At 59.2% G+C, this 26,143-nt stretch carries 25 protein-coding genes; 4 read left to right on the top strand and 21 right to left on the bottom strand.

From position 1 onward, the window contains the following. Positions 1-210: 210 nt before the first annotated feature. On the top strand, positions 211-2,556 hold the full coding sequence (locus ACP7EG_RS09945) for a penicillin-binding protein 1A (RefSeq protein WP_096233453.1): 2,346 nt from the start codon (positions 211-213) through the stop codon (positions 2,554-2,556). A 128-nt stretch (positions 2,557-2,684) separates the two neighbouring features. Here ACP7EG_RS09945 and cyaY read toward each other — a convergent pair whose 3' ends face one another. Further along, positions 2,685-3,014 carry an iron donor protein CyaY gene (gene cyaY, locus ACP7EG_RS09940; RefSeq protein WP_071079755.1) on the bottom strand — a complete coding sequence of 110 codons (330 nt, stop codon included), beginning with the start codon at positions 3,012-3,014 and terminating at the stop codon, positions 2,685-2,687. 40 nt (positions 3,015-3,054) lie between these two features. Between cyaY and lptM the strand changes: the two genes are divergently transcribed. Beyond that, on the top strand, positions 3,055-3,237 hold the full coding sequence (lptM, locus tag ACP7EG_RS09935) for an LPS translocon maturation chaperone LptM (RefSeq protein ID WP_034778304.1): 183 nt from the start codon (positions 3,055-3,057) through the stop codon (positions 3,235-3,237). Here the strand turns inward: lptM and ACP7EG_RS09930 are convergent. The 5 genes from ACP7EG_RS09930 to ACP7EG_RS09910 form a co-directional block, all read right to left on the bottom strand. Next, positions 3,234-3,887, bottom strand: a complete 654-nt coding sequence (locus ACP7EG_RS09930) for a sulfite oxidase heme-binding subunit YedZ (RefSeq protein WP_426087461.1) — start codon at positions 3,885-3,887, stop codon at positions 3,234-3,236. The two genes, lptM and ACP7EG_RS09930, sit on opposite strands and share 4 nt — an antisense overlap. A 9-nt stretch (positions 3,888-3,896) precedes the next feature. Beyond that, positions 3,897-4,874 carry a protein-methionine-sulfoxide reductase catalytic subunit MsrP gene (gene msrP / locus ACP7EG_RS09925; RefSeq protein WP_096233447.1) on the bottom strand — a complete coding sequence of 326 codons (978 nt, stop codon included), beginning with the start codon at positions 4,872-4,874 and terminating at the stop codon, positions 3,897-3,899. 72 nt (positions 4,875-4,946) lie between these two features. Continuing rightward, positions 4,947-6,098: a c-type cytochrome biogenesis protein CcsB gene (ccsB, locus tag ACP7EG_RS09920; RefSeq protein WP_034753239.1), complete on the bottom strand. Its 1,152-nt coding sequence runs from the start codon at positions 6,096-6,098 to the stop codon at positions 4,947-4,949. A gap of 48 nt (positions 6,099-6,146) precedes the next feature. Next, on the bottom strand, positions 6,147-8,243 hold the full coding sequence (locus ACP7EG_RS09915) for a cytochrome c biogenesis protein ResB (RefSeq protein ID WP_426087460.1): 2,097 nt from the start codon (positions 8,241-8,243) through the stop codon (positions 6,147-6,149). 185 nt (positions 8,244-8,428) lie between these two features. Next, positions 8,429-9,100, bottom strand: coding sequence for a c-type cytochrome (locus ACP7EG_RS09910; protein WP_426087459.1), 672 nt, complete (start codon positions 9,098-9,100; stop codon positions 8,429-8,431). Positions 9,101-9,286: 186 nt separating this feature from the next. Between ACP7EG_RS09910 and yihA the strand changes: the two genes are divergently transcribed. Further along, a complete protein-coding gene (gene yihA / locus ACP7EG_RS09905; protein WP_096233441.1) occupies positions 9,287-10,030 on the top strand; it encodes a ribosome biogenesis GTP-binding protein YihA/YsxC in 744 nt (247 codons plus the stop codon). Positions 10,031-10,101: 71 nt separating this feature from the next. On the opposite strand, the gene ACP7EG_RS09900 is transcribed toward yihA, so the two are convergent. The 5 genes from ACP7EG_RS09900 to ACP7EG_RS09880 form a co-directional block, all read right to left on the bottom strand. Next, a complete protein-coding gene (locus ACP7EG_RS09900) occupies positions 10,102-10,908 on the bottom strand; it encodes a hypothetical protein (protein WP_426087458.1) in 807 nt (268 codons plus the stop codon). Positions 10,909-11,269: 361 nt separating this feature from the next. After that, positions 11,270-14,380, bottom strand: a complete 3,111-nt coding sequence (locus ACP7EG_RS09895; protein WP_426087457.1) for an efflux RND transporter permease subunit — start codon at positions 14,378-14,380, stop codon at positions 11,270-11,272. Beyond that, positions 14,377-15,549, bottom strand: coding sequence for an efflux RND transporter periplasmic adaptor subunit (locus ACP7EG_RS09890; RefSeq protein ID WP_426087456.1), 1,173 nt, complete (start codon positions 15,547-15,549; stop codon positions 14,377-14,379). The genes ACP7EG_RS09895 and ACP7EG_RS09890 overlap by 4 nt, the downstream gene beginning before the upstream one ends. A gap of 87 nt (positions 15,550-15,636) precedes the next feature. Further along, positions 15,637-16,995: an ATP-binding protein gene (locus tag ACP7EG_RS09885; protein ID WP_426087455.1), complete on the bottom strand. Its 1,359-nt coding sequence runs from the start codon at positions 16,993-16,995 to the stop codon at positions 15,637-15,639. Beyond that, complete coding sequence (locus tag ACP7EG_RS09880; RefSeq protein ID WP_035824023.1) at positions 16,992-17,720, bottom strand: response regulator; 729 nt, start codon at positions 17,718-17,720, stop codon at positions 16,992-16,994. Before ACP7EG_RS09880 ends, ACP7EG_RS09885 begins: the two co-directional genes overlap by 4 nt. Positions 17,721-17,907: 187 nt before the next feature. Between ACP7EG_RS09880 and ACP7EG_RS09875 the strand changes: the two genes are divergently transcribed. Beyond that, entirely contained in the window at positions 17,908-18,423 is a 516-nt protein-coding gene (locus ACP7EG_RS09875; protein ID WP_426087454.1) for a Spy/CpxP family protein refolding chaperone, read from the top strand. Positions 18,424-18,522: 99 nt separating this feature from the next. On the opposite strand, the gene dsbD is transcribed toward ACP7EG_RS09875, so the two are convergent. From dsbD to rplO, 10 genes are all read right to left on the bottom strand, one after another. Continuing rightward, a complete protein-coding gene (gene dsbD, locus ACP7EG_RS09870) occupies positions 18,523-20,469 on the bottom strand; it encodes a protein-disulfide reductase DsbD (RefSeq protein WP_426087453.1) in 1,947 nt (648 codons plus the stop codon). Positions 20,470-20,627: 158 nt separating this feature from the next. Further along, the gene (gene rplQ, locus ACP7EG_RS09865) at positions 20,628-21,020 is read right to left on the bottom strand and encodes a 50S ribosomal protein L17 (RefSeq protein ID WP_010394482.1); all 393 of its coding nucleotides are present in this window, start codon (positions 21,018-21,020) and stop codon (positions 20,628-20,630) included. 133 nt (positions 21,021-21,153) lie between these two features. After that, a complete protein-coding gene (locus ACP7EG_RS09860; RefSeq protein WP_008444343.1) occupies positions 21,154-22,131 on the bottom strand; it encodes a DNA-directed RNA polymerase subunit alpha in 978 nt (325 codons plus the stop codon). 111 nt (positions 22,132-22,242) lie between these two features. Continuing rightward, positions 22,243-22,866, bottom strand: a complete 624-nt coding sequence (rpsD, locus tag ACP7EG_RS09855; protein ID WP_010394478.1) for a 30S ribosomal protein S4 — start codon at positions 22,864-22,866, stop codon at positions 22,243-22,245. 257 nt (positions 22,867-23,123) lie between these two features. Then, positions 23,124-23,528 (bottom strand): 30S ribosomal protein S11, encoded by a 405-nt coding sequence (gene rpsK, locus ACP7EG_RS09850; protein WP_010394475.1) that lies wholly within the window; start codon positions 23,526-23,528, stop codon positions 23,124-23,126. 17 nt (positions 23,529-23,545) lie between these two features. Continuing rightward, positions 23,546-23,911, bottom strand: coding sequence for a 30S ribosomal protein S13 (gene rpsM / locus ACP7EG_RS09845; RefSeq protein ID WP_046681666.1), 366 nt, complete (start codon positions 23,909-23,911; stop codon positions 23,546-23,548). Positions 23,912-23,925: 14 nt separating this feature from the next. Then, entirely contained in the window at positions 23,926-24,039 is a 114-nt protein-coding gene (rpmJ, locus tag ACP7EG_RS09840; RefSeq protein ID WP_010394471.1) for a 50S ribosomal protein L36, read from the bottom strand. Between the two features lie 42 nt (positions 24,040-24,081). Continuing rightward, positions 24,082-24,300: a translation initiation factor IF-1 gene (gene infA, locus ACP7EG_RS09835; protein WP_005663428.1), complete on the bottom strand. Its 219-nt coding sequence runs from the start codon at positions 24,298-24,300 to the stop codon at positions 24,082-24,084. 18 nt (positions 24,301-24,318) lie between these two features. Further along, entirely contained in the window at positions 24,319-25,653 is a 1,335-nt protein-coding gene (gene secY / locus ACP7EG_RS09830) for a preprotein translocase subunit SecY (RefSeq protein WP_010394438.1), read from the bottom strand. A 32-nt stretch (positions 25,654-25,685) separates the two neighbouring features. After that, positions 25,686-26,117 (bottom strand): 50S ribosomal protein L15, encoded by a 432-nt coding sequence (gene rplO, locus ACP7EG_RS09825; RefSeq protein ID WP_034753211.1) that lies wholly within the window; start codon positions 26,115-26,117, stop codon positions 25,686-25,688. Between the last annotated feature and the right edge of the window lie 26 nt (positions 26,118-26,143).

Here is a 26,143-nt window from a genome sequence, read left to right as displayed (position 1 = left end):
GGTGTCTGCGGCGCGCGGCGCCTATCTGGCCCGGCCGTGATCTGGCGCAGAATAATTGTTACCAAATCCTGGTTGCCAGCGGGCCAATACACGCTTATATAGAGTATCTACAAGTTTCTACACTCCCCCAGGCAAGCGCCACGGCGCGCTGCCACCCCGGCAAGCTCGCTTATAATTGGCCGGCATAATTAACCGAAAGACATACGACGCATGACATCTTCAAACTCCGCTGGCTCCGCTGGCTCGAAGCCGCCCACCAAGGGCAGCAAACCCAAACGTTTTCTGCTGATGGCGCTGGTATCGCTGCTGGGCCTGGGCATCGTCGGCGTCTTGCTGGTGGTCTTTGGCCTGGCCATGGCCTATCCGAACCTGCCGGCGCTCGATACCTTGACCGATTACAAGCCAAAAATGCCGCTGCGCGTGTTCACGTCCGACAGTGTGCTGATCGGCGAGTTCGGCGAAGAACGGCGCAACATGGTGCATATCAAGGATATTCCCGATGTCATGAAGAAAGCCGTACTGGCCATCGAAGATGACCGTTTCTATGAACATGGCGGCGTCGACTATCTGGGCATCACCCGCGCGGCACTGCACAACCTGACGGGCGGCGCCAAGCAAGGCGCCTCGACCATCACGCAACAGGTGGCGCGCAATTTCTTCCTGTCCAGCGAACAGACCTTGAAGCGCAAGGCGTATGAAGTCTTGCTGGCATGGAAGATCGAGAAAAACCTCAGCAAGGACCAGATCCTCGAAGTGTATATGAACCAGATTTATCTGGGACAACGCGCCTACGGTTTCGCCTCGGCCGCGCAAATCTATTTCGGCAAGAATATCCAGGATCTCACCGTCGCCGAAGCGGCCATGCTGGCCGGCTTGCCGAAGGCGCCGTCGGCCTACAACCCCGTCGTCAATCCGAAACGCGCGCGCATGCGCCAGCAATACATTCTGCAGCGCATGGCGCAGCTGGGCTACATCACGCCGGCGCAGTTCGAAGAAGCGAAAAATGAAGAGCTGAAAGTGAAGACCGACAGCAGCGCCTTCGGCGTGCACGCGGAATACGTGTCTGAAATGGCGCGCCAGCTGGTCTACGAGCAATTCAAGGAAGACACGTATACGCGCGGCCTGAACGTCTACACCACCATCACCAAGGCCGACCAGGACGCCGCCTACATCGCCTTGCGCAAGGGCGTGATGGATTACGAGAAACGCCACGGCTACCGCGGCCCGGAAGCGTATATCGAGATTCCGAAAACCAAGGCCGAAGCGGACGACGCCATCGAGACGGAGCTGGCCGATCACCCGGACAGCGACGACATCATCGCCGCCATGGTGCTGCAGGCATCGCCCAAATCCTTGCAGGCAGTCACGTCGGCCGGCGAAGAAATCACCATTACCGGCCCCGGCCTGACCTTCGGCGCGGCCTGGCTGTCGGAAAAAGCGGCACCGAACCGCCGCATCAAGCGCGGCGCCGTGATCCGCGTCATGCAAGAAAACAACGCCTGGGTCTTGACGCAGATGCCGGAAGTGCAATCGGCGTTCGTGTCGGCCAGCACCACCGACGGCGCCATCCGCGCCATGGTGGGCGGCTTCGATTACAACCGCAACAAGTTCAACCACGTCACGCAGGCGTGGCGCCAGCCCGGTTCGGCCTTTAAGCCCTTCATCTATTCCGCTTCGCTGGAACGGGGTCTGTCGCCAGCCACCATCATCAACGACGCGCCGATCTCGTTCGATGCGGGCCAGACGGGCGGCCAGGCGTGGGAACCGAAGAACTACGACAGCAAATACGATGGTCCGATGACCATGCGCAAGGGTTTGATGAAATCGAAGAACATGATTTCCATCCGCATCCTGCACAAGATCGGCGCCAAGTATGGCCAGGAATACGCGACGCGTTTCGGCTTTGACGCGGACAAGAACCCGCCATACCTGACCCTGGCCCTGGGCGCCGGTAACGTGACGCCGCTGCAGATGGCGGGCGCCTACGCCGTGTTCGCCAATGGCGGCTACAAGATCAACCCATACCTGATTGCCAAGGTCACCGATAGCGATGGCAATATCTTGTCGCAAGCCAAGCCGGACCTGGCGGGCGAGGAAGCCAACAGAGTCATCGACGAGCGCAATGCCTTCATGATGAACAGCATGCTCAACGACGTCGTGCGCTTCGGCACGGCCAACAAGGCCATGGCCTTGAAGCGCCCTGACCTGGCCGGCAAGACGGGCACCACCAACGATTCCATCGATGCATGGTTCGCCGGTTACCAGGCCAAGCTGGTGGGCATCGCCTGGATCGGCTACGACCAGCCGCGCAACCTGGGCAACCGGGAAACGGGCGGCGGCCTGGCCTTGCCGATCTGGATCAGCTACATGGCGAAGGCATTGAAAAGCATTCCCGTCGAGGAACGCGCCGTGCCGGAAGGCCTGATCCGCGTGGGTGATGAGTATTACTATGCGGAAAATCCACCGGGCACGGGCGTAGGCAGCCTGGAAGGCGCGGCGCGCGGCACGCCGGAAGAAGAAAAAGCGAAAGAAGCTGTGAAAAACGAGCTCTTCTAATGGCAATGTCGTAAGTCGGGTAGGTCGGATTAGCGGCGAAGCCGCGTAATCCGACACCACCCAACCTTTCAGCAAGCAAAAAGGGCAGCCCATGCAGGCTGCCCTTTTTTATTGTCGCGGCGAAAAGCTTATTTCAGGACCACGGGCGCGCCCGCCTGCTCGCTGGCCATGCTGGACAAGGCGGCAAACAATTCCGAGCCGTCGCGCGTGTTGATCCATTCATCGCCCACGCGTTTGTAGTGAAAACCGCCGGAACGGGCGGCCACCCACATTTCGCGCATGGGGGCTTGGCTGTTGACGATGATTTTTGTGCCGTTGTCGATGAATTCGATTTCCAGCACATTGCCGCTGCGGCTGCATTCGACGTCGAGCACGTCTTCATCGTTCAGCCGGTCCAGCGCCGTGGCGATCTGGGTCAGGGTGGCTTCGGCCAGGGCCAGGAATTCCGATTCGCTCATGCTACACTCCAAAGATCTTAATCAAACCGTGATTCTAATCGTGAAGTCATCCTCAGCGTTTTATATCGGCACCGCCATTGTGGTTTCCAGCGTCCTGGCCGGCTGCGGCCAGCCCGGTCCCCTGTACCTGCCCAAGCCGCCTGCGGCCAAGGGCGCGCCAGCCAAAGGCCCGGTCGAACCGGCACCCGTGCCACCGCCGCCCGTGATCGTGCCGGCCACCTAAGCAGAACGCACCGGGGTGGCGGCATTCGCCGCCCTGGCGCTTTTTACGCGTTTATTCCAGGCGAAAACCACGCGAATTAACAACAGTAGCACGACGATGCTGCCAAACAGGATAGGTTGCGCGAAATTGTGCTTGCCTGCCTTCATCCACCAGAAGTGCAGGATACCCAGCGGCGCGATGACGTAGATCAACCGGTGCAGCCACTGCCAGCGCTTGCCGCCCAGCCGTTTTACCATGCCATTCGTGCTCGTCACGGCCAGCGGAATGAGCAAGATAAAGGCAATAAAACCCACCGTGATGAACGGGCGCTTGAGTACATCCTTCCACATTTCCTGCACATCAAAAAAGTGATCGAACCACAGGAACGTCGTGAAGTGCAGCGCCGCGTAGAAAAACGCGAACAGGCCCAGCATGCGGCGCAGCTTGATCAGCCAATTCCATTGCGTGAAGCGCCGCAAGGGCGTGACAGCCAGGCTGATACAGAGAAAATACAGGGTCCAGTCACCCGTGCCGCGCGTGATGAATTCCAGCGGCTCCACCAGTTGCCCCGTGTACGTCAGCCAGACCATGCGCGCGAACGGCAGCAGCGCCAGCAGAAAAACCAGGCTTTTGAATAGCGACAATTGTCTCGGCGTGGGGTTGAGGGCCATGGTCGTTCCTTAAAAGAACTTCTTCAGATCCATGCCCGCGTACAAGGAAGCGACATCGTTGTAGCCGTTGAACATCAGGGTCTTGCGCTTGCGCGTGAGAAAACCGTCTTCGCCGATGCGCCGCTCGGAAGCCTGCGACCAGCGCGGATGATCGACGTTCGGGTTCACATTCGAGTAAAAACCGTATTCGGACGGCGCCGACAGGTTCCAGGACGTGCGCGGCTGCTCCTTGACGAAACGGATCTTGACGATGGATTTGGCGGATTTGAAACCATATTTCCACGGCAAGACCATGCGCACGGGCGCGCCATTCTGGTTCGGCAAGGTTTCGCCATACATGCCCAGGGTCAGCAGCGCCAGCGGATGGTTCGCTTCATCGATGCGCAAGCCTTCCGTATACGGCCACTGCAGCACTCTGCTGCCCACGCCCGGCATTTGCTTCTTGTCGGCCAGGGTAATGAATTCCACATACTTGGCATTGCCCGTCGGCTCGACCTTCTTGATGATTTCCGAGAAGGAATAACCGACCCACGGGATGACCATCGACCAGCCTTCCACACAGCGCAGCCGGTAGACGCGCTCTTCCAGCGGCGCCAGTTTTAACAGCGCATCGAGATCGAGCGTCATGGGCTTCTTGACCTCGCCTTCGATGCTGACCGTCCACGGCCGCGTGCGCAAGGTGCCCGCGTTTTGCGCCGGGTCGCTCTTGTCCGTGCCGAACTCATAGAAATTGTTGTAGCTGGTGGCGTCTTTATAGGCCGTCTGCTTTTCCAGCGCCGAATAGGCGGGATTGAGTTTGGCAGCCAGCTTGGGATTGGTGCCTTGCGCGAACGCTTCGCGGCTGGCCATTTCCAGCAAGGCCGCACTGGACATCGAGCCCAGCGCGACTTGCTTGATGAAGCTGCGGCGCGATTCAAACACGGCGCGCGGCGTGATTTCGGAAGAAAACGGCAATTCAATGCCGTTGGGACTGCGCTTGATCAACATGGCGGCTCCGGAAAAAGGTGATTGGATATACCTTACACCAGTTTTTCCGGGCCGTTCATGACGCTTCTGTCATTAAAGTTTGCCGTAAGAATGCAGGCCGGAGAGGAACATGTTGACACCTAAAAACGCAAACGTCGTCACCAGCAAGCCCACCAGCGCCCACCACGACGCGACGCGGCCGCGCAAGCCCGTCATCAATCGCATGTGCAGCCAGGCTGCATAGTTGAGCCAGACGATTAGCGCCCACGTTTCTTTCGGATCCCACGACCAGTAACCACCCCACGCTTCGGCCGCCCACAGGGCGCCCAGGATGGTCGCTACCGTGAAGAAAGCAAAGCCCACGGAAATGGCCTTGTACATGACGTCGTCGAGCACTTCCAGCGACGGCAGGCGGTCGACCAGGTAGCCGCTCGATTTGAGCAGATACGCCGCCGCCACCATGGCCGACAGGGCAAAAGTACCGTAGCCGATGAAGTTGGCCGGCACGTGGATCTTCATCCACCAGCTTTGCAGGGCCGGCACCAGCGGCTGGATTTCGGCCGCGTCGCGCGTGACCGTGTACCACATCAGGAACACCACGGCCGCCGAAATGACCAGCATGACGAAGGCGCCCAGCTGGCGCGTCGCATAATGCTGCTCGTAGTACAGGTAGAACATGGCCGTGATCAAGGAAAACAGGATGAACACTTCATACAGGTTCGACACGGGGATGTGGCCCACGTCGGCACCGATCAGGTAAGACTCGTACCAGCGCACCAGCATGCCCGTCAGCCCCAGCACCACGCCGGCCCAGCACAGCAGGGAGCCGACGGACGAGCCGAATTCCGAGCGCGCCACCAGGCCGATCCAGTAGAACAGGGTCGACAGCACGAAAAGCGTGCCCATCCACAGAATGGCGGATTGGCTCGACAAGATGTATTTGAGGAAGAATTTCTGGTTCGCCATCTCAAGGTGGCCTGCGTACAGCTCGATGGCGAACAGCGACAGCACGGCTGCCACGGGGATCAGCCAGCGCACGGGCTTCCAGTACCAGCCCAGCCACGCAAACGTGGGCGCCGCTGCCAGCAGGATGGCCTTTTCATAGATATCCATGAAGGCGCCAAAGCGCATCAGGCCGAACAGGGAGGCCGCCAGCAAGCCGGCGCCATACAGCCAATCGATCAGGCTCAGGCGCTTGAAAAATCCTGGTTCCTGCGTATATATTTGCTTGTTTGCCAATTCCATATTTTCTCCATTCCCGGCGACGCGCAAGCGCCCCGGACACAGCGCAGCTTACGCCGATTGCGGCAGCTTTGCCTTCAAAGTCTCAAATTCTTTTTCAAAATCCAGCGTCTTGCGTTGCGTGCTCATGGCCATCAGGGCTTCGCTGCCGCCTTCGCCATCCTTGATCCACACCCACAGGCGGCGCTCGCGGATATAAAACATGGAAAACACGCCGATCACGAGGAACAGGCAACCGAGGTACACCACGCTCTTGCCCGGCGAACGCGTCACTTGCAGCACGGACGCCTTGATTTCTGTGAACTCGTCGAGCTGCAGATACACGGGCGCGCCATAGAAGAAGCTGTCGGACAGCGCATTCGTGGCCAGTTGCAGGAAGCGGCCGTGCTTGTCATCGGCCTCGATGGCTTTCAAGCCATCCTGGGCGCGCGCCGCCTGCCACAAGTCCCACAGGCTGCCATTCAAGATTTTCATGAAGATATCGGCCGCTTTTTCTTGCTCGGCGGCAGGAATTTTCTCCAGGAAACGCGAAATGGCGAGGAAACCGCCCTCTTGCCCATTGCCGGCAAAGATGCCCAGGCTTTTCGCCGCCGATTCCTGCAACTGGCCGCGTAGGGCTTCCGCGTTCGCCTGCGGCATGGCGCGGGCCGCATAGCGCGCGGCAGCTTGCTGGCGCAGCGCGGGATCTTGCAGCGCGGCACGCAAACGCATCCATTCCGTCACGCTGTAATTGTCATCGACGGGAATGCGCAGATAGCTGAACGGGTCACTGGGATTGACGCGCATGCCGGCCAGAAACACCGTCGTGCCATCCACGGTGACAGGCTGCATGTAATTCTGGTACTCGCGTGCCTGGCCCGTCTTGTCGCGCAATTTGTATTGCACCGAAGGGCCCACGTTCTTGAGATCCTTGTTATTCGCATTCTTCGCGGCCGAACCGAGGCGCTTGTCCAGGCCGACAGCAAATTTATCGTTGAAACTTTCCGCCTTGCTGACGGCGCGCACATCCTGGCCGGCGCTGAGGTTTTCCACGTTGAAGGGGCGGAAACCCGACCATTCCACCGTGTAGGAATTGCCATCGCTGCGCTCGAGCGGCGTGCTGCCGCCCACTTCGCCGCCGATATCGAAGCGTTTCGTCGTCTTGCCCGTCATGGGAAAACCCGTCAACTTGAGCTTGCTGCCGCCATCCTCAAAGCTGGACTGGTACAGGGCCAGGCCCTTGTACAGCAGCGGCTGGTTGACTTTGATGGTGGCTGGGAAACTTTCACCCGTGACATGGTCGGTGATGACGACATCGCTGGCGAACAGCTTCGGCATGCCCGTACTGTAGAAATCGATGTGGAATTTTTTCAGCAAAATCGTAATGGGCAGATCCTGGATCAGCACGCCATCGGCCTGGGGAATGATGGCCGTGTTGCTCGACGAGCCTTCCGGGATCATGGTGTTGCCGCGGAAAGTAGGATTTGACAGGCTCAAGCGGTGCTGAGCGGGAATGTCGGCAATCACGCCGCTGCCAGAAAACGGCGTCTTGCCAAAGAACCATTGTTGTACGCGGATCGGCATTTCCGAGTCGAGCAAGCCGCCCACGCAGATGATGACGATGGCGCCGTGGGCAAAGATATAGCCCCATTTATTGGCCGCGCCGCGTTTGGCCGCCACCAGGGTGGCGTTGTCCTTCTCGACCACTTTGGCCGCATAGCCGCTGTCTTTCAGGCGCATCACCATCTGCTGTGCCAGCACGGCGCGCGGCAGCGGCACCTGCCATTCCATCTTGTGATGGAAATTGCGCAACGATTGCTCGCGCACATTGTCGCGCCAGCTGCGCATATCCTTGAGCATCTTCGGCGCATTGCGCACGATGCACAGCGAGGTCGAGGCGACGAGGAAACCCATGATCACCAGGAACCACCAGGCCGAATACACGGAATACAGGCTCAGCTTGTCGAAGACAGCGAACCAGAACGGACCGAACTGGTTCACATAATTGGGCATGGGCTCGTTCTGCTTGAGCACGGTGCCGATGATGGAGGCGACGGCGATCAGGGTCAGCAGGCTGATGGCAAAGCGCATCGACGAGACCAGCTCGACGAATTCAGCCAGGCTGCGGCGTTGGGTCTTTAACTCGATTCCGGTCGTGCCTGTGCTCATACGTGGATACTCATACGGGATATGCAATCTTCAAGAAAATGTGGCATGGAGCAGATAGTTTCTGCGCGCAAGGCGGCAGCATACTCCAGTTTTGGCCCCTGCCATAAAAAAGGGCAGCCTGTTGAGACGGCCGCCCTGGTTCATGCGCGATGGTGCGCCTGGCAATCTCTTGCCACTATGAAAACTTACTTCAGGCCGGCGATGTAATCGGCCACGGCGGCAATCTCGTCATCCGACATGCGGGCGGCGATGGTGTGCATTTGCGCGCTGTTCTTGCGGGCATCAGCCTTGGTGCTGCGGAACATGGTCAGCTGGGCCACCGTGTAGTCCTGGTGCTGGCCGGCGATGCGCGGATACTGGACGGGAAGACCGTTGCCCGTCGCGCCATGACAGCTGGCGCAGGCAGCAACTTGCTTGGAAGCAATGCCACCGCGGTAGATTTTCTTGCCCAGATCAATCGTATCCTTGTTTTTCGCGGCGCCCGGCTTGGACAGCTGCGTGCCCAGGTAGGCGGCGATATTCTTCTTGTCAGCGTCGCTGAGCATCTTCGCGTACGTCGTCATGACGGGCTGGTTGCGCTCCGGCGTGGTGAAATCGACCAGTTGCTTGTAGATATAGCTTTCGTGCTGGCCGGCCAGCTTCGGGTTGACCGTGATGGTCGAGTTACCGGCCGCACCATGGCAGGAGACGCAGGCAGGCAAGCCGCGCGCCGCATCGCCATCGGCGTACAGGGTAGCGCCCTTGGCGGCATCGGCCTTGACGGCAGGTTTCGGTGCTTCGACCGCGGAAGCAGTTGCCGATACAGCCAGCAAAGCGAGCAGCATGGATTTGATAAACGGTGAAAACGCACGATTCATTCAGGCACCCTGAGACAGTGAGAAATTAGTGGTGGACATTGCCGCGCTCCTGAGATTTTTGATTTATTTTCAGGGCCGCAAGCCGCATCGCTGCTACGCCGGCAACAATTAACAATCCCTTATTGTACAATAGCTTCTTGGCGTTATCGCTCCCTTATCGCTCCATTTTGTTGCTTTACTACTCCCATGTCAAAACTCTGGCAAGCCCGCTTCTTTACGACCGTCAACCAATTGCGTGACCTGCCCGATACCACGGTGCCGGAAATCGCTTTTGCCGGCCGCTCCAATGCCGGTAAATCGACCGCCATCAACATCTTGTGTAATCAGAAAGGCTTGGCGTTCGCCTCCAAGACACCTGGCCGTACCCAGCACATCAACTACTTCTCCATCGGCGGCGCCCATGTGGCGCAGCACCGCAAGGATGCCACCATCGTCGAAGAGATCGAATGCCTGCTGGTCGACTTGCCTGGCTACGGCTACGCGGAAGTCTCGGGCTCGGCCAAATTGCACTGGCAGCGCCTGCTGGGCGACTACGTCCAGCGTCGCGAGCAATTGGCAGGCCTGGTCCTGATCATGGATTCGCGCCGTCCGTTCACCGACCTGGACGTCCAGATGCTGGAATGGTTCGCCCCGACGGGTAAACCGATCCACTGCATCCTGACCAAAGTCGATAAGCTGAACCGCAATGAATCCGTGAATGCGCTGCGCCAGGCGAAAGCCAAGCTCGACAGCTATGTGGACGAAGACGGCATCGGCTTCCCGTTCACCGTGCAACTGTTTTCCGCATTGAAGCGCGTCGGCATCGACGAAGCCAATGACAAGATCATGGAACTGGCCGGCATCAGCGAAGATGGCGCGGCCCAGATGGTCGAACTGATCGACATGGAAGACGACGTCGAACCGGAAGCGGGAACCGACAAACCGGCTTGATCCACATCAACGCTGCGTAAAAAAAAGGCTGCCCGTTCACACGGTGCAGCCTTTTTTGATTGCGCTCGATGTTAGCGCCGTCCCGGCCCTGGCCGCTTCTCCGAAAAGAATTCCTGGCGCAGGAAGGCGCTCAGTTCGGCCGTGTCTTCCACGCGGGCGCTGAGGTTGACGTTGCGCCCCAGGCGCCGCGATTCCCAGACGAAATCACCGGGCTTTTCGGCGCGGATCAGCTGGATCATCTTCTTGATGATGGCCGTTTCGATATCGGGTTCATTACCCAGTTCGACTTTTTCCTGCTTCAGCCAATTGCGCTTGAAGTTGCCATTCCAGCCCTTGAACTTGACTTCGGCGCTGAAGGAGGTCTGGTTGACGATGGAAAACACGCCACCCGAATCCTCGCGGTCGCTGCCCGAATTGCGGCCCTGGGCACCGGCGATATTCGCCTTGGCCACGCGCATGGCGCGGTCGTTCTCGCTTTCCTCGGCCGGCGGCGTGGGGTTCTGCGCCTGGCGCTGCTTGCGGCGCTGCTCGATCATCGAGCTCATGTCTTCAGCCGGCGGCGGCGGCAACGGCACTTTCGATACCAGCGGCGGCGTGAATGTTTCCAGTTTTGGCTTGTCGCGCGGCACATCCTTCGTCACCACGCGCTTGCTCGGGGCCGGCGGCGGTTTCACCTTGGCCACTTTTGTGTCCTTCGGTTTCGGCGTGGGTTTCGGCTGCGGCTTCGGTTGCGGCTTGTCCTTCAGGGGCGCGATGTAGACCATCGCGCTTTCCTTCTTCGGCGGCGGGATCTTTTCAATCGTGTCGCTGCGAAACAATGCATACGCCGCCAGCAGCACGTGCAGCAAGACGGACACACCCAGCGCAACCTTGCGCATGGTGCTGGTCCTGGACCCGTAGGCCGGCACTGGCTGGATCACTTGCCCGCAGGTGGGGCAAACATCGGAATCGGCAGCCAACAAATGGGTCGTGTCATGCAAAATGAATCGTGCTTTCTGTGTAGCGAAGAAATAACATTACAGGGCAGCCATAGTGCCAGAGTCCCTTGCTTTTGGGAACACTTCCTCGGCCTTTCCAACCCGAAGCGTACAGGATAGCGACATTCCTTGCAGCGCTGACCAGAGTACCCGAGCCGTCCCTTGACGGTTGTTACCGTATGTATCACTGCCCATACAAAACCGGCGCCCCATTCACGCAGGAATGGGGCGCCGGTCACGGATCAACGAGCCACGCACGTGCTCAAGCCTTGTTGTCGAGTGCCACCAGTTGCTCGTCCGTCACCGGCCCCGTGCCGCTGTACTTGTCCAGGAACAAATAGATGACGGGGGTGATGAACAGGGTAATCACTTGCGAAAACAGCAATCCACCGACCACGGCCAGACCCAGCGGCTGGCGCAGCTCGGCGCCGGCGCCCAGGCCCAGGGCGATCGGCAAGGCGCCCATCAGGGCAGCCGCCGACGTCATCATGATGGGACGGAAACGCAGGATGCAGGCCTGACGGATGGCTTCAGGCGGGCTCATACCCTCGTTGCGCTGCGCATGCAGGGCAAAGTCAATCATCATGATGGCGTTTTTCTTGACGATACCGATCAGCATCAAGATACCGATGATGGCGATCATGGTCAGGTCCATGCCGAACAGGCGCAAGGTCAACAGCGCCCCCACGGCCGCCGACGGCAAGCCGGCCAGGATGGTCAGCGGGTGGATGTAGCTTTCATACAGCACGCCGAGCAGCACATAGATCACGACCAGCGCGGCGATGATGAGGATGATCTGGCTAGCCTGCGAGTCCTGGAACACGGCCGCATCGCCACCGTAGCGCGTGATGATGGAGGCCGGCAAGCTCATGCCCTTGCCCATCGCGTCGATCTTGCCCGTGGCGACACCCAGCGGCACGTCCGGTGCCAGGTTAAAGGAGATCGTCACGGCCTGCAACTGCCCCTGGTGATTCACGGACGTGGGGCCAATCGTGCGTTCCACATAGGCAATACTCGACAGTTTCACCAGTTCGCCCGACTTGCTGCGCACGGACACGCGCGTCAGCGCATCGTCATACTGGCGATCCGCCGTGGCCGCTTCCAGGATCACGTAATAGCTCGCCGCCGAAGAATAGATGGTCGACACTTGCCGCTCGCCAAAGGCGCTATACAGGGCCGTGCGGATATCGGACATTTGCACGCCCAGCAGATTGGCCTTGTCGCGGTCGATCCGCAGGGACGCCTGCAAGCCCTTGATCTGCGAATCGCTGGTGACGTCGCGGAACGCGGGATCGGCGCGCATGCCAGCAATAAACTTTTCCGCCCAGTCATTCAAGGCATCGGGACTGACGCTTTGCAAGGTGTACTGGTAGCGGCTCTTGCTCTGGCGTCCGCCCAGCTGCAAGTTTTGCACGGGACGGAAATACACGGCCATGCCGGGCACGGTACTCGTCGCGCGGCGCAGGTTTTCCAGCACCACGGGCATTTTCGGCCGTTCGCTGCGCGGTTTCAGCACCATGAACATGCGGCCCGTGTTGCCGCCGCCGACGAACGAGGTCACATCCTGCACGCTGGGGTCCGCCTTGAGCACGGCCGCCACGCGCGCTTGCAAGTCCTGCAATGCCGCAGAAGAAATATCCTCCGACGCTTCCGTATTCACCTGGATCTGGCCCAGGTCTTCCTCGGGGAAGAAACCCTTCGGAATGGTCGCGTACAGCAGCACCGTCAGCGCAAAGGTACACACGGCAACAAACAGCACCACGTTGCGGTGCGCCAGGGCCTTGTCGAGCAGATGCACATATCCGTTGCGCAACTTCGTGAACCCCGCCTCGAAGTGGCGGCCGATGAAGGACTTTTCGCCATGCGTGGGGTCGCTGTCATTGTGTTCGCGCGAGTCGGCCGGCAGGAAGCGGCTGGCCAGCATCGGCACCAGGGTCAGCGACACGATGGCCGAGACGAGGATGGACAGCGAGACGACGACGGCAAACTCGTGGAACAGCAAGCCGATCACGCCCGGCATGAAGAAGATGGGGATGAACACGGCCACCAGCGAGACGGAAATAGAAATAATGGTGAAACCCATTTCTTTGGCGCCCACCAGAGCCGCCTGGATCGGTTTCTTGCCCATCTCGATATGGCGCACGATGTTTTCCAGCACCACGATGGCATCGTCGACCACCAGGCCCACGGCCAGGGTGATGCCCAGCAGGGAGATATTGTCGAGGCTGTAGCCGAGCCAGTACAGCAGGGCCAGCGCTCCGAGCAGGGAAATGGGCATGGTGACGGCGGGAATGAAAGTGGCGGCCGCGCGGTGCAGGAACAAAAAGATCACCAGCACCACCAGGATCACCGTCAGGGCCAGGGTCAGATTGACGTCGTGGATCGCTTCGCGGATCGAGACGGAACGGTCGTTGACCAGGCTGATCTGGATGGAGGCAGGCAATTGCGCCTTGAAACCTGGCAAGAGTTTGCGCACGGCATCGACCACTTGCACCGTGTTCGCATCCGGTTGGCGCTGCACCAGCAAGGTGATCGAGCGCTCGCCATTGAAACTGCCGGCCGTCTTGGTTGACTGGAAACTGTCTTCCACTTCGGCCACTTCCTTCAGCCGCACGGGCTGGCCATTGCGCGTGGCGACGATGAGTTCGGCAAAATCGGCCGCCTTCATCATCTGCGGGTTGCCCTGGATGGTCAGCGTCTGGCTGGGGCCGTCGAGGATGCCCAGCGGCGAATTCGTGTTCGAGGCGCGCAGGGCCTGGGCCAGCTCGTCCATCGTCAGGTTGCGCGCGTTCATCAGGTCGGCACGGGCACGCACGCGCACGGCGAAGCGTTTCTGGCCATTCACGCTGACCTGGGCCACGCCAGGCAAGGTCGACAGGCTGGGCGCAATCAGGTTTTCCGCATAATCATTCAGATCCGACAAGTTCAGCGATGGCGACGTCATCTGGATGAACAGCACCGGCGCATCGGCCGGATTGACTTTGCGGTAGGACGGCAAGTCCGTCATTTCCGTCGGCAACTGGCGCTGCGCGCGCAGCAGGGCCGCCTGCACGTCGACGGCGGCCTCGTTGACATTGATGCTGGCGTCAAACTCCAGGGTCAGCGACGTATTGCCCAGGGTACTCGTCGAGGTGATCAGGCTCAGGCCGGCAATCGTGGAAAACTGCTTTTCCAGCGGCAAGGCCACGGAAGACGCCATGGTCTCGGGGCTGGCGCCAGCCAGGTCGGCACTCACGTTGATGACGGGCGTGTTATAGCTCGGCAAGGCCGCCACGGGAATGTGGCCATACGCCAACACGCCGGCCAGGATAATGCTCAGGGACAACAGCACCACCATGACGGGGCGGCGGATGCTCAGTTCGGACAGGTTCATGCTGGCTTGCCCTGCGGTGCGGCAGCGCCATCGGCGGCCTTGTGTTTTTCCACCAGGCGCACCTTGCCACCAGGACGCAGGTTCTGCTTGCCGTCGACGATGACTTGCTCGTCGCCGGTCAATCCGGTGACGACGGCATTCGGGCCGAACGCATACACGCGGGCAATCTTGCGCACCTTGGCCGTATTATCGGCTTCCATCGAATACACGAAGATGCCCGTGGTATTGGTGATGATGGCGTTTTGCGGGATGACCAGCGCATCCTTCAAGGTGCGCACCGTCAGCTGCGTATTCACATACTGGCCAGGCCACAGGTCGGTACCGCCATTATTGAAACGGGCCTTGACCTTGATCACGCCCGTGGCGGGATCGACGGCATTGTCGATGAAACTCAGTTTACCGTCGAGCTGCTTGCCGCCCGCATCGGCCAGCAGCGCCTTGACAGCCACCTCGCCCGCCTTCTGCGCCGCCAGCAAGCCCGACAGACTGCTTTCCGGCAAGGTGAAGACCACATCGATCGGGTCGAGCTGGGTGATGCTGGTGAGCGAAGTAGTCGGCTGCACCAGGCTGCCCGCGTACACATTGATGGCGCCCACGCGGCCCCCCTGCGGCGCGCGCAGGACGGTGTAGCTGGAATCGACCTGGGCGGCGCGCAAGGCGGCCTGGTCGGCGGCCAGCAAGGCGCGTGCCGCGTCGAGCTGGCTTTGCAGGGTATCCACGGCGCCCTGGGCGATGAAGTTCTTGCTCAGCAAATCCTGGCTGCGTTTGAGCTGGCGTTCGAGGTCCAGCACCGAGGCGCGGTCACGCAATACTTGCGCCTGCGCCTTGTCGACATTCGCATGTTCGCTGCGCGCGTCCAGCGTAAACATCAGTTCGCCCTGTTTGACGAACTGGCCTTCGCGGATGTGCACCTTGGTGATCGTACTGGTCGTCTGCGGATGCAGGTCGACGCTGCTGATGGGCGTCACGCTGCCATTGGCTTGCAGCAGCATTGGCACATCCTGGCGCACGGGCGCGATCACGCTCACCGTGGTCGGTCCCTGTGCGCCCTTGCCCCCTTTGCCATCCTGCCCACCGGCCGCTTTGCCCGACTGATGATTGAAATACCAGATGCCGCCACCGATACACAGGGCCGCACCCACGAGGATTGCCAGGCTAGTCTTTTTCATTGTTCTGTCACGCTGTTGCAGCGCAGGGCCGCAGGTTGAAGGTAGTTGCCAGGGGGCGTAAAGCCCAATATTGTCGCACGGAAATGCTCACTTCCCCGCGTAATACTCTGGCACGATCAGGGTGACTTCCAGTCCACCGTCGACATGATTGAGCAGTGAAACCGTGGCGCCATGCTGCTCGGCGATGTTGCGCGCGATGGTCAGGCCCAGGCCCGTGCCGCCCGATTCGCGCGAACGCGAGGTCTCGATACGATAAAACGGTTCGAACACTTTGGCCAGCTGATCTGGCGCAATACCCGGCCCGCCGTCGCGGATGCGGATGCGCGCCGCGCCGGCGATGCGCTCGACCGTCACCTGCGCGTACTGGCCATATTTGACGGCATTGTCGATCAAGTTCACCAGGCAACGCCGCATCGCGATGGGCCGGCCCATCAAGGCCATGCTGGCCTGCCCGGCCAAGGTCACGTTCTGGCCGGCATCGGCCGCGTCGGAGCAGACGCTGTCGAGCAGGGAATCGAGATCGAGCGCCTGCATCGCTTCCGTGCTATCCATCGAGCGGGCCAGGTCCAGTCCTTCCTTGACCATGCTCTGCATGGCCGACAGGTCGCCCACCAGGCGCTCATACAACTCTGTATCGGCCACCTTTTCCAGGCGCAGGCGCAGGCGCGTCAGCGGCGTCTGCAAGTCGTGCGTGATGGCTGCCAGCATTTGTGTACGCTGGGAAATATGTTGGCGTATGCGCGCCTGCATGGCATTGAAGGCGGCGCTGGCCTGGCGGATCTCGCTGGCGCCCGACAGGGTCAGCGGCGGATGGTTGATGTCGTTGCCCAGATCTTTTGCTGCCTGCGCCAGCTGTTTCAGCGGACGCATGGTCATGCGCGTGACCAGGTAGGCGAGGATGGCGATGCTGATCAGGAAAGGCAGCAGAGTCATCCAGTCATTATGTTCATTGAACGGTGGCTGCTGGCGCGGCGGCAAGACCATCAGGCGCAGCACGTGGCCATCCTGCATGCGCACGTCGAGGTTTTCGCAGGTGCCGCCCCAAGGCTTGGCGCCGAACATGCCCGGCGACTGGCGCGGCTCGATACAGGCGGCCGGGCGTTCGGCCAGCGCGCTGACCTTGAAACCCTCGCCCAGCTTGGCTTGCAGGGCGCTGGAAAATTCCGTCGGCGTACCGGGCTTATGTTCCGTGTCGGGACGCAATTCCAGGCGCACGCTGCCCTTGTTGGCCACCTTCAGGTAGGCGGCGCGCGAGGCCAGCGGCACCACGTCGGCCGCCATCACCAGCTGCTCGGCCCGCTCGACGGCGTGGTAGTCGCGGTATTGCTCGATGGCGCGCTGGCGTTCGCCCACGGCCAGCCACTGCGTCAGCGCGGCCGAAGCGACGATGCCGATCAGCAGAAACATGAAGACTCTGCCCGTCATCGACCCCAGAAAGGCCTTCACGCGTGCGGCTCCACGTTGACTTGCCCGGCCAGCACGTAGCCGCCATTGCGCACGGTCTTGATGATTTGCGGCAAACGGGCATCTTCACCGAGCTTTTGCCGCAAGCGGCTGATCTGGATATCGATCGAGCGGTCGAACGGGTCGGCGTCGCGGCCCTGCGTCAGGTTCAGCAACTGGTCGCGGTTGAGCACGCGGTTCGGGTGTTCCAGGAACACGCGCAGCAAGCGGAACTCGGCGCCCGACAGCATGATCACCAGGCCCGTGGGATTGAGCAGGTGGCGCGCCGTGAGGTCCAGGGTCCAGCCGGAAAAACGGATTTGCTGCGCCTTGTCAGACGGCACGTTCGACGGCATGGCATGGCTGCGGCGCAGCACGCTGCGTATGCGCGCCAGCAATTCGCGGGGTTCGAACGGTTTCGGCAAATAATCGTCGGCGCCCATTTCCAGGCCCAGGATGCGGTCCAGCGGCTCATTACGCGCCGTCAACATGATCACCGGCACGGTCGATTGGGCACGCAGCTTGCGGCACAAGGTCAGGCCATCATCGCCAGGCAGGTTCAAATCGAGCACGATCAGGTCGGGCCGCGTTTCATCGAGAATCTTCCACATGGCCGTGCCATCTGCCGCGCCCAGGGTACGGTAGGCGTTCGTTTCCAGGTAGTCCGCCAGCAAGCTGCGGATGTCGCGGTCATCGTCGACGATGAGAATTGTAGAAGTGGGTTCCATGGTACGAATTATCCCCACTTCCCCCGCCCTTGCACAGCGCATTTGTATCGTCTTGTATATAGGAGACCCGAAGAAACATATAGATACAAACTGTCTGGCAGCGGACACTTCGGGGAAACATGGAGCGTCCACCATGGATTCATGTGCAGCAACATGTACATCCCTCATCTTTTACAAAGGAATCCAGATGAACGCCTCAATGACAACCTTGCGCAAGAATTTGATCATCGCCATGAGCGTACTCGGCATGGGTGCGGCATCGCTGACCGTCCACGCCCAGGAAGCGGCCGCCAGCGCGCCTGCCGCCAGCACCAAGATGCAACATGACGGCCAACGCGGCCCGCACCGCGGTGGCAACCCGGCCGAACGCATGGCCAAGTACCAGGCCCGTCTGCACGACAAGCTGAAGCTGACAGCCGCGCAGGAACCGGCCTGGGCCACTTTCACGGCCGCCAATGCGCCGAAAAAACCGATGGGCGACTGGAAAGCCAAGCGCGAAGCGATGGCCAAGCTGTCGGCGCCGGAGCGCATGGAGCAGTGGATCGCCATGTCGAAGGAACGCATCGCCAGCCAGGAAAGCCGCCTGGCCTCGCTGAAAACTTTTTATGCCGTGCTGACGCCGGAGCAAAAGAAAGTGTTTGATGACAGCGTGCCGGGCGGCAAGCACGGTGGCCATCGTGGTGGTCACCATAAAGCAGGCTGAGCGTAGGTCGGATTAGCGGTGGAACGCCGCGTAATCCGACAACATTGTTGGCGCTGAACGTGGTGGTGTCGGATTACGGCCCGAAGGGCCTAATCCGACCTACTCGTCAAGCTTGCGCAAGGAAGTCAGGAACGTCGATGCATTCTGGAAGCCGATCACGCGCGACTGGGCGATCTCCTGCCCCTGCGGGTTGAACATGATGATGCCAGGCGGCCCGAACAGCTGAAAACGTTTCAGCATGGCCTTGTCGTCCGCATCATTGGCCGTGACATCCACTTGAAGCAGCACGGCTTGCCCCATTTTCTCGCGCACGGCAGGGTCGACGAAGGTCAGCTTTTCCATCTCGATGCACGACACGCACCAGTCCGCATAAAAGTCCAGCAAGGCTGGCTTGCCACCCAGCTGGGCCAGCGCCGCATCGAGCTGCGCCACGGTCTTTACACGTGTAAAAGGTTGCGCGTGCACCTGGCCACCGCCCAGGTGCGCCAGCGGCGCCAGCGGGTCGCGGCCACCGCTGGCCACGCCCACCAGTTGCATCGCACCCAGCACGGCAAACACCAGGCCGAAGGCCTTGGCCACCCAGGCGTTCTTCGCACCGCTCTTGCCCACCAGCAGATACATGCCGTAACCGACGAACAGCACCGTCCAGCCCAGCATCTGCACGGCGCCCGGCAGCACGGGCGACACCAGCCACCAGGCCACGCCCAGCTGCAACACGCCAAAGAAGCGCTTGACGGCATCCATCCAGGCGCCGGCGCGCGGCAGCAAGGTGCCGGCCGAGACGCCCACCAACAGCAACGGCACGCTCATGCCCACCGCCATGGCAAATAAAGCGCTGCCGCCGATGACGACGTCGCGCGTCTGACTGATGTACAGCAAGGCACCGGCCAGCGGCGCGGCCACGCATGGCCCCACGATCAGGGCGGAAATGGCGCCCATGACGAATACGCCCGCCAGGCGACCCGACGATTGCTGGTTCGACACGGACGTCAGCTTGCCTTGCAGGAAAGCCGGCACTTGCAGCTCATAAAAACCGAACATCGACAGCGCCAGGCCCGCCATCAGCAAGGCGAAAAAGCCAAGCACCCACGGATTTTGCAGTTGGGCCGCCAGGCCTTCGCCCGCCAGCCCGGCCGCCACGCCCAGCGCCGTATAGACGATGGCCATGCCCAGCGCGTACGTCAGCGACAGCAGCAAGCCACGCGAACGGCTGACCTTGGCGCCATCACCGATGATGATCGACGACAAAATCGGCACCATCGGCAGCACGCATGGGGTGAACGCCAGGCCCAGGCCCAGCAGCATGAACAGGGGCACGATGACCAGCAGCTTGCCGCCCTTCAGTGCCGCTTCGATCTTGCCCATCTCGCTTTGCGCAGGCGCGGAACTTGCCGCCACGGGGGCCGCCGCTACCGGCTCGGGCGTGCTGATGATGTCCGCCTGGGGAATGCTCAGCACGGATACGCCTGGCGATGCTTGCGCCTGCGGCCCGTTGACGGCCGCCGTGTCGACTGCCGGCGCAGCCGGCAAGGCGAACTTCGACGCCACGCCGCCCGGCGCCATGCTCTGGCCGCCGCCACCGCCCACCAGCTGGGCCGTGGCATCCTGCGGCGCATAGCACAGGCCCTTGTCGGAACAGCCCTGTCCCGTCGCCTTCAGGGTGAAGGCGCCAGCGGCCTGCACGGGAATCGTGATGGTGAGGGTCTTGCGGAACGTTTCCACGTTCTTCTGGAAGGTCTCGTCAAACTTGACCTTGCCAGCCGGATACACGGGCGTGCCCAGCTTGGCGCCCACGGCGTCGAACTTGAAGCGCTCATGGTACATATAGTAACCATCGGCAATCACATAGGTGACGGCGATGGTGGACGGATCCTGCATGCGGGCGGAAAATTTGAAAGCCAGTTCGGGATCGAGGAATTCATCGTCGGCGCGGGCATGGCCGGCGCCGAAAATGGCGATCAACAGGAAGAAACAGGCAGCAAACCAGGTGAGCAAAGGATGGCGTGGCGCGGCGCGCGCAGTGGCGCTGGAGAGGAGACGGGACATGAACTACCTTTTCGACCATTCGACAGAGGACGCGCGGAGCAGGCAGCGCTTGTGCCGGGCCGGCGCGAAAGGAGAATAGTACACTGCGGTAAGAATGACTGCAGCAGAAAACAAAAAAGCCAGGCTAGGCCTGGCTTTCTCAGATACAACCGGCGGGATTACTCGCCAGCGATTTCAACTGCTTCGGTCGTGTCTGGACGATCCATCAGTTCGACGAACGCCATAGGAGCGTTATCGCCTACGCGGAAACCCATTTTCAGGATGCGCACATAGCCGCCGTTACGGTTGGCGTAACGTGGGCCCAGTTCAGCGAACAGCTTCAAGACCATTTCACGATCGCGCAGGCGGTTGAAGGCCAGACGCTTGTTTGCCAGGCAGTCAGTTTTGCCCAAGGTCAGAATTGGCTCGACAACGCGGCGCAGTTCTTTTGCTTTTGGCAGGGTGGTTTTGATCGCTTCGTGACGCAGCAGCGATACTGTCATGTTGCGCAGCATTGCCAGACGGTGGGACGAGGTACGATTCAGTTTACGGAGGCCGTGACCGTGACGCATGATAAATCCTTTCGGTGAGTGTTTAAATTCCAGCTCTTCGATCGATGAAGCTAGTGCAACATCGCGGGCCGGTTTGGTGCTTCAAAATAAAAGCCTGGGACACCTGTCCCAGGCAGTTTGCTACAACTACGAATTACTTTTCCAGGCCGGCAGGCGGCCAGTTTTCCAGCTTCATGCCCAAGGTCAAGCCGCGCGATGCCAGCACTTCCTTGATTTCGTTCAGGGACTTGCGGCCCAGATTTGGCGTTTTCAGCAGTTCGTTTTCCGAACGTTGGATCAGGTCGCCGATGTAGTAGATGTTTTCCGCTTTCAGGCAGTTCGCCGAACGCACGGTCAACTCCAGGTCGTCGACTGGACGCAACAGGATAGGATCGACCAGCGGAGCGCGCGATGGCGCTTCGGCGGCAGCTTCCGTGCCTTCCAGGGCAGCGAACACATTCAACTGGTCCACCAGAACGCGGGCCGACTGGCGGATCGCTTCTTCCGGCGAGATCACGCCGTTGGTTTCGATGTTGATGATCAGCTTGTCCAGGTCGGTACGCTGTTCGACGCGAGCCGATTCAACGAAGTACGATACACGGCGCACTGGCGAGAACGACGCGTCCAGGATGATGCGGCCGATGGTCTTGTTCGTATCTTCCGACAGACGACGCACGTTACCAGGAACGTAGCCGCGGCCTTTTTCAACCTTGATCTGCATGTCCAGCTTGCCACCAGCGGTCAGGTGGGCGATCACGTGGTCAGGGTTGATCAGTTCGACGTCATGCGGCAGGTCGATGTCGGAGGCCAGGATCGCGCCTTCGCCTTCTTTTTTCAGGGTCAGTGTTACCGAATCGCGGTTGTGGACTTTGAAAACCACACCCTTCAAGTTCAGCAACAGATCGACGACGTCTTCTTGCACGCCATCGAGGGAGGAATATTCGTGGACGACGCCGGCGATCGTCACTTCGGTCGGCGCGTAGCCTACCATCGACGACAGCAAGACGCGGCGCAACGCGTTACCCAATGTGTGGCCATAGCCGCGCTCGAACGGTTCCATCACGACTTTGGCGTGACCTGCACCGAGAGCTTCAACATCGATAATACGTGGCTTCAACAAACTGTTTTGCATGAAATGTCCTTTTCAATACCCTCGGCTCATTACACCGATAAGGCTGATGGCATTAGTGAAACGCCCACTTTACAAAAGCAAAGTGGGCGGAGATCTTGCTACTGACTACTATTAACGCGAGTACAGCTCGACGATCAGCGATTCGTTGACGTCGTTAGCGATTTCGTTACGCTCTGGCAGGGACTTGAAGGTGCCTTCCATTTTCTTGGCATCAACCGAAACCCAGCTAGGCATACCAACTTGTTCAGCCAGCGACAGTGCTTCAACGATACGCACTTGCTTTTTCGATTTTTCACGAACAGCAACGATGTCGCCAACTTTAACTGCGTACGAAGCGATGTTCACAACGATACCGTTCACGGTGAACGCTTTGTGGCTGACCAATTGACGCGCTTCAGCGCGGGTCGAACCAAAGCCCATGCGGTAGCAAACGTTGTCCAGACGCGTTTCCAGCAACTTCAACAGCGTTTCGCCGGTGTTGCCTTTACGACGGTCTGCTTCAGCGAAGTAGCGGCGGAATTGACGTTCCAGCACGCCGTACATGCGTTTTACTTTTTGCTTTTCGCGCAGTTGGTTACCGTAGTCCGAGGTGCGGGCGCCGGATTTGACACCGTGCTGGCCTGGTTTGACGTCCAGTTTGCACTTGCTGTCGAGCGAGCGACGTGCGCTCTTCAGGAACAGGTCAGTACCTTCACGGCGGGAGAGTTTTGCTTTAGGTCCGATATAACGTGCCACGATGCTTCCTTTTATTAATGATAACGCCCCAGCCACATGCATGATCAAACACGCTGCTGCGGTTAGGCGCTAGTCTGACTCAGCTTCAATCAGACGGTGGCTGAAAACGAAAAACCCGCCAAATGGAATTTGACAGGCAAGAACAGCCGGGCAGTATAACCGTTTCCGGCTCACTGCTCCAGCGATTTCACACAACTGTACTGAGTTACAACAGATAACAAAGCAGCTGGCGCCGAAGCGCCCTCTGCAACACTATCTTAGATACGACGGCGTTTCGGTGGACGGCAACCGTTGTGCGGTACCGGCGTCACGTCCTGGATCTCGGTGATCTTGATGCCCAGGTTGTTCAGCGCGCGAACAGCGGATTCACGACCAGGACCTGGGCCCTTGATACGTACTTCCAGGTTCTTGACGCCACACTCAACAGCCACTTTACCAGCGGCTTCCGCGGCGACCTGCGCTGCGAACGGGGTCGATTTACGCGAACCCTTGAAGCCTGCACCGCCGGAGGTAGCCCACGACAAGGCATTGCCTTGACGATCGGTGATGGTAATGATGGTGTTATTAAACGAAGCGTGGACATGTGCAATGCCTTCAGCGACGTTCTTTTTAACCTTTTTACGCACGCGTGCTGATGCGGCGTTATTTTGCGACTTAGCCATAATTATTCCCTAGCGGATTATTTTTTCAGCGATTGAGCGGCTTTACGCGGTCCCTTGCGGGTACGTGCGTTCGTACGCGTACGCTGGCCACGGCAAGGCAGACCCTTGCGATGACGCATGCCGCGGTAGCAACCCAGATCCATCAAACGCTTGATGTTCATGGACAGTTCACGACGCAGATCGCCTTCGACGATGAATTTACCTACTTCATCGCGCAGTTTTTCCAGTTCGCTGTCATCCAGATCTTTGATCTTTTTGTTGGTTGCTACACCGGTCGATGCACAGATTTTCTCTGCGCGTGGACGGCCAACACCGTAGATGGCTGTCAGGCCGATAACGGTATGCTGATGATTTGGGATATTAACCCCTGCAATACGTGCCATTTGTTATTCCTCGATTAACCTTGACGCTGCTTGTGACGTGGTTCCACGCAGATTACGCGGACTACGCCTTTGCGCTTGATGATCTTGCAGTTGCGGCAGATCCGCTTGACTGATGCGAGAACTTTCATTTTTGGGCTCTTTCTTTCGCTTCTTTGGTTTGATTCAGTGTGTTACTTGGTACGGAACACAATGCGGGCTCGGCTCAGGTCGTACGGCGTTAACTCCACCGTCACCTTGTCTCCAGGGAGAATGCGAATATAGTTCATCCGCATTTTACCTGAAATATGCCCGAGCACCACGTGTCCGTTCTCCAGCTTCACTCGAAATGTTGCATTTGGGAGATTCTCAAGAATCTCGCCCTGCATCTGTATGACGTCGTCTTTTGCCATTCGGTATGTTTACCGCGCTTAACGCGTCGGAATTCCGCCCTTGAAATTTGCTTTGCGCAGCAGCGAATCATATTGCTGCGACATCACGTAGTTCTGTACTTGCGCCATGAAATCCATGGTGACAACTACAATAATCAATAAAGAAGTACCGCCGAAATAGAATGGTACTTTCCACTGGGCTTGCATAAATTCCGGCAATAAACACACCAGGGTGATGTAGACTGCGCCGGCAAGTGTCAAGCGTGTCAGGATCTTGTCGATGTAACGGGCTGTCTGCTCGCCTGGACGAATCCCGGGAATGAACGCACCGCTTTTCTTCAAGTTATCCGCTGTTTCTTTGCTGTTAAACACCAACGCTGTATAGAAGAAACAGAAAAACACGATCGCCACTGCGTACAACAGCGCATGGATAGGCTCACCAGGCCCCATCGATGCTGCCAAATCTTTCAAGAACCGCACCGCAGGGTTAGCGTTGTCGGCGCCCTTTGAAAACCAGTCCACGATAGTGGCCGGAAACAAGATGATCGAAGAAGCAAAGATCGGCGGGATCACGCCGGCCATGTTCAGCTTCAACGGCAAATGGCTGGTTTGACCGCCATAAATCTTGTTGCCTACCTGGCGCTTCGCGTAATTGACCAATATTTTGCGCTGACCGCGTTCGACGAATACAACGAAGTACGTTACCAGTGCTACCAGAATCACGATGAAAATCGCGCTGAAGCTGCCGATCGAACCATTCGACACCTGAGTGAACAAGCCACCCAACGCCGACGGCAGACCTGCTGCAATCCCGGCAAAAATGATGATCGAGATGCCATTCCCCAAGCCACGCTCGGTAATTTGCTCACCCAACCACATCAAAAACATTGTTCCGGTCAACAAAGTGACGACCGTCACGAAGCGGAATGCAAGACCAGGTTCCAACACCAGACCAGCTTGCGACTCCAGTGCGACTGCAATGCCCAACGCTTGGAACAGTGCCAGGGCAACCGTGAAATACCGGGTGTACTGGGTGATCTTGCGACGACCTGCTTCGCCTTCTTTTTTCAACGCTTCCATCTGCGGTGACACGATCGACAGCAATTGCATGATGATCGAGGCCGAGATATAAGGCATGATACCCAGCGCAAACACTGTAAAACGAGACAAGGCACCGCCCGAGAACATGTTGAACATGCCCAGGACGCCGCCTTCGTGCTCCTTGAACAGCGAGGCTAATTGTGTCGGGTCAATCCCGGGAACCGGGACGTGAGCACCGATACGATAAACCACCAATGCGCCAAGCAAAAACCAGAGCCGTCCCCAAGGGAAACCGGCCGCTGCACTTTTAGCAAGTTGTGGATTAGTCGCCAATTTTCGCTCCGATCAAGCTGTTAGCGGTCAACTCAGGCTACCGAGCCGCCGGCTGCTTCGATGGCGGCTTTCGCGCCAGCGGACACTTTCAAGCCCTTCAAATTCACCGCTTTGGTGATTTCGCCGGACAAGATCACGCGCACGTCACGGGCCAACACGCCCAGAACGCCAGCTTGCTTCAAGACCAGAATGTCGACATCGCCAACCGCCAGGTTGTTCAGATCGGACAGGCGCACTTCAGCTTTGAAGGTTGCGTGCATCGATTTGAAACCGCGCTTAGGCAGACGGCGTTGCAGAGGCATCTGACCGCCTTCGAAACCGACTTTATGAAAGCCGCCCGAACGCGATTTCTGACCTTTGTGACCACGACCCGAGGTTTTACCCAGGCCGGAGCCGATACCGCGACCGACGCGACGCTTGTAGTGCTTAGCGCCTTCGGCTGGTGCAATAGTATTCAATTCCATGATTTGCTCCGTTCGTGTAAGCCCGA

Origin of the sequence: Janthinobacterium sp. PSPC1-1 (assembly GCF_049897625.1) — a bacterium.
GTDB lineage: Bacteria > Pseudomonadota > Gammaproteobacteria > Burkholderiales > Burkholderiaceae_D > Janthinobacterium > Janthinobacterium tructae.
The sequence above is the reverse complement of the archived record's forward strand: the minus strand, read 5'-3'. Positions and strand labels throughout refer to the sequence as shown.

Excerpts from the sequence above, each read along its gene's own strand:
- ACP7EG_RS09880 (WP_035824023.1), bottom strand. The coding sequence starts at position 17,720 with ATGGAACCCACTTCTACAATTCTCATCGTCGACGATGACCGCGACATC.
- ACP7EG_RS09945 (WP_096233453.1), top strand. The coding sequence starts at position 211 with ATGACATCTTCAAACTCCGCTGGCTCCGCTGGCTCGAAGCCGCCCACC.
- yihA (WP_096233441.1), top strand. The coding sequence starts at position 9,287 with ATGTCAAAACTCTGGCAAGCCCGCTTCTTTACGACCGTCAACCAATTG.
- msrP (WP_096233447.1), bottom strand. The coding sequence starts at position 4,874 with ATGTTGATCAAGCGCAGTCCCAACGGCATTGAATTGCCGTTTTCTTCC.
- ACP7EG_RS09910 (WP_426087459.1), bottom strand. The coding sequence starts at position 9,100 with ATGAATCGTGCGTTTTCACCGTTTATCAAATCCATGCTGCTCGCTTTG.
- ACP7EG_RS09930 (WP_426087461.1), bottom strand. The coding sequence starts at position 3,887 with ATGGCCCTCAACCCCACGCCGAGACAATTGTCGCTATTCAAAAGCCTG.
- ACP7EG_RS09895 (WP_426087457.1), bottom strand. The coding sequence starts at position 14,380 with ATGAACCTGTCCGAACTGAGCATCCGCCGCCCCGTCATGGTGGTGCTG.
- ACP7EG_RS09900 (WP_426087458.1), bottom strand. The coding sequence starts at position 10,908 with ATGCGCAAGGTTGCGCTGGGTGTGTCCGTCTTGCTGCACGTGCTGCTG.
- rplO (WP_034753211.1), bottom strand. The coding sequence starts at position 26,117 with ATGGAATTGAATACTATTGCACCAGCCGAAGGCGCTAAGCACTACAAG.
- rpmJ (WP_010394471.1), bottom strand. The coding sequence starts at position 24,039 with ATGAAAGTTCTCGCATCAGTCAAGCGGATCTGCCGCAACTGCAAGATC.
- ACP7EG_RS09860 (WP_008444343.1), bottom strand. The coding sequence starts at position 22,131 with ATGCAAAACAGTTTGTTGAAGCCACGTATTATCGATGTTGAAGCTCTC.
- ACP7EG_RS09915 (WP_426087460.1), bottom strand. The coding sequence starts at position 8,243 with ATGAGCACAGGCACGACCGGAATCGAGTTAAAGACCCAACGCCGCAGC.
- ACP7EG_RS09875 (WP_426087454.1), top strand. The coding sequence starts at position 17,908 with ATGAACGCCTCAATGACAACCTTGCGCAAGAATTTGATCATCGCCATG.
- dsbD (WP_426087453.1), bottom strand. The coding sequence starts at position 20,469 with ATGTCCCGTCTCCTCTCCAGCGCCACTGCGCGCGCCGCGCCACGCCAT.
- cyaY (WP_071079755.1), bottom strand. The coding sequence starts at position 3,014 with ATGAGCGAATCGGAATTCCTGGCCCTGGCCGAAGCCACCCTGACCCAG.
- ACP7EG_RS09890 (WP_426087456.1), bottom strand. The coding sequence starts at position 15,549 with ATGAAAAAGACTAGCCTGGCAATCCTCGTGGGTGCGGCCCTGTGTATC.
- infA (WP_005663428.1), bottom strand. The coding sequence starts at position 24,300 with ATGGCAAAAGACGACGTCATACAGATGCAGGGCGAGATTCTTGAGAAT.
- rplQ (WP_010394482.1), bottom strand. The coding sequence starts at position 21,020 with ATGCGTCACGGTCACGGCCTCCGTAAACTGAATCGTACCTCGTCCCAC.
- ccsB (WP_034753239.1), bottom strand. The coding sequence starts at position 6,098 with ATGGAATTGGCAAACAAGCAAATATATACGCAGGAACCAGGATTTTTC.
- rpsK (WP_010394475.1), bottom strand. The coding sequence starts at position 23,528 with ATGGCTAAGTCGCAAAATAACGCCGCATCAGCACGCGTGCGTAAAAAG.
- rpsM (WP_046681666.1), bottom strand. The coding sequence starts at position 23,911 with ATGGCACGTATTGCAGGGGTTAATATCCCAAATCATCAGCATACCGTT.